Source organism: Streptomyces sp. NPDC007095 (assembly GCF_040634475.1).
Classification (GTDB): Bacteria; Actinomycetota; Actinomycetes; order Streptomycetales; family Streptomycetaceae; genus Streptomyces.
This window is the reverse complement of the sequence record NZ_JBEYFS010000481.1, coordinates 1-2,329: the sequence shown is the minus strand read 5'-3', so window position 1 is coordinate 2,329 and position 2,329 is coordinate 1. Positions and strand designations below refer to the sequence as shown.

At 69.9% G+C, this 2,329-nt stretch carries 2 protein-coding genes; both read right to left on the bottom strand.

Annotation, left to right across the window (positions count from 1 at the left end):
* Positions 1-155: 155 nt before the first annotated feature.
* Entirely contained in the window at positions 156-884 is a 729-nt protein-coding gene (locus tag ABZ656_RS57540) for an enoyl-CoA hydratase-related protein (protein ID WP_360280678.1), read from the bottom strand.
* Positions 881-2,176, bottom strand: coding sequence for an amidohydrolase family protein (locus ABZ656_RS57535; protein WP_101406908.1), 1,296 nt, complete (start codon positions 2,174-2,176; stop codon positions 881-883). Before ABZ656_RS57535 ends, ABZ656_RS57540 begins: the two co-directional genes overlap by 4 nt.
* Between the last annotated feature and the right edge of the window lie 153 nt (positions 2,177-2,329).

The following is a 2,329-nucleotide window of genomic DNA, read 5'->3' as shown; positions in this document are numbered from 1 at the left end:
GATTTACCACGCCCCCGGCGCGCACCGAAGGTGCGCTGGATCGCTGACCTGCCGGTATCGCGGGCCGCTCCATACGGAACGTTGCCGACGTCACCCCGAGGTGACGCTCCGGGCGCCGTGGGCACCGTACGGCGGCCGTCGGGGGACGCCGCGCGTCAGCTGCCGGTCCACACCGGCGTCCTGCGCTCCGCGAAGGCGCGGGCGCCCTCCGCCGCGTCGTTGCTGCGGAACACCGACACGACCTCGTCCGGTTCGGCCCAGCGGCGTTCCCGTATCAGCTTCTTGGTCATGGCGACGCCCAGTGGACCGTTGGCGGCGATCCGCCCGGCCAGTGCGAGCGCTTCCTCCCGTACCTGGTCGGCGGGGACGGCGCGGTTCACCAGGCCGGCCCGCTCGGCCTGCGCGGCCGTGACCGGATCGCCGGTCAGGCCCATCTCCAGGGCGACCGCCAGCGGTACCCGGTCGGCGAGCGTCGTACCGCCCCCGGCCGCGAACAGGCCCCGCTTGACCTCGGCGATCCCGAGCCTGGCGTCCTCGGCCGCCACGACCAGGTCGCAGGCCAGCACCATTTCGAAGCCGCCGCCGAGGGCGGAGCCGTTCAGCGCCGCGATCACGGGGGTGCCGATGCCGTCCCGGAAGAACCACACCAGACCGTCGAACTTGCCGCCGCCCTTCGCGAACGCCTTGAGGTCCATGCCGGCGCAGAACACGGTTCCGGCGCCCGTCAGAACGATCGCCCGGACCCCCGGATCGGCGTGCGCCTCCCGCAGTACGTCCGACAGGTCGTCGATCAGCTCCGGACTCAGCGCGTTGCGGGCCTCGGGCCGGTTCAGGGTCGCGACGAGGACGTTGCCGACCCGTTCGGTCAGGACCAGGTCGCTCATCGGGCGGCACCCGTCGCCGCGCGCGCCCGGGAGCGGTACGCCTCCAGCTTCTCGGCGGGTTCGATCAGACGGTGGCTGCGCGACTGGATGGACACGTCGTGGCCCTCGGCCCGCTTGCGCAGCGCCCCCACCGTGGCCTGCTCGCGCGGGACATGGGTGAAGGGATCGAAGGAGTACCAGCGCATGGCGTTCTCGTGGGTCATCTTGGCGATGTCCGAGTCGGGCACGTCGAAGCGTTCCATCACGCCCATGAGTTCCTCGGGCGCCTCCGGCCACATCGAGTCGCTGTGCGGGTAGTCGCACTCCCAGGCGATGTTGTCGATGCCGATCTCGTGACGGAGTTTCACCCCCATCGGGTCACTGATGAAGCAGGTGAGGAAGTGCTCCCGGAAGACCTCCGACGGCAGCTTCCCGCCGAAGTCCTGGAGGGTCCAGGCCGCGTGCATCTCGAAGGTGCGGTCCACCCGCTCCAGGAAGTAGGGGATCCAGCCCGTGCCGCCCTCCGACAGGGCGATCTTCAGATCGGGGAAGTCCTTGACCGGCTGGGACCACAGCAGGTCGGCGGCGGCCGAGACGATGTTCATCGGCTGCAGGGTGATCATGACGTCGGGCGGCGAGTCGACCGCCGGGATCGCCAGCCTGCCCGAGGAGCCGATGTGCACCGACAGGACGGTGTCGGTGTCGGACAGCGCCCGCCAGAGCGGGTTCCAGTACGGGTCGTGGAAGCTCGGGTACCCGAGCACCGCGGGATTCTCGGTGAAGGTCAGCGAGTGGCAGCCCTTGGCGGCCACCCGGCGGACCTCCGCCGCGCACAGTTCGGCGTCCCAGATGACCGGGATCGCCATCGGGATGAACCGCCCGGGATGCGCCCCGCACCATTCGTCGATGTGCCAGTCGTTGTAGGCCCTCACCAGCGCGAGTGAGAAGTCGGCGTCCTCCGTGGCGAACAGCCTGGCCGCGAAGCCCGGGAAGGACGGGAAGTTCATCTGGGCGAGGATGCCGCCCGCGTTCATGTCGGCGACGCGCTCGTTCACGTCGTAGCAACCGGGGCGGATCTCGTCCAGGGCCTGCGGTTCGAGGCCGTACTCCTCCTTGGGCCGGCCGGCCACCGCATTGAGCGCGGCGGTGCGGATCACCGTCTCCCGGAACGTCCAGGTGTCGGTGCCGTCGTCCTGGTGGACCAGTTGGGGCGCGTCGTCCTTGTACCGCTCGGGGAGGTGGTTCACGAACATGTCGGGGGGTTCGATGATGTGGTCGTCGACGCTGATGAGGATGAGATCGTCTCGATCCATGACGGGTTCCCTTCCGGAAGGGGAGGCAGGCGGCTCGGGTGGGGGCTTGGGTGCGTACGGCTAGTGCCGCGGCAGGCAACGTTTGCCCGTCAAGGAGCGGCGTCCGGTGCGTGCTCTCGGCGTGCCGGCCGGAAGTCCTCGTACTGGACGTAC

Coding starts and splice junctions, on each gene's coding strand:
- ABZ656_RS57540 (WP_360280678.1), bottom strand. CDS start 884: ATGAGCGACCTGGTCCTGACCGAACGGGTCGGCAACGTCCTCGTCGCG.
- ABZ656_RS57535 (WP_101406908.1), bottom strand. CDS start 2,176: ATGGATCGAGACGATCTCATCCTCATCAGCGTCGACGACCACATCATC.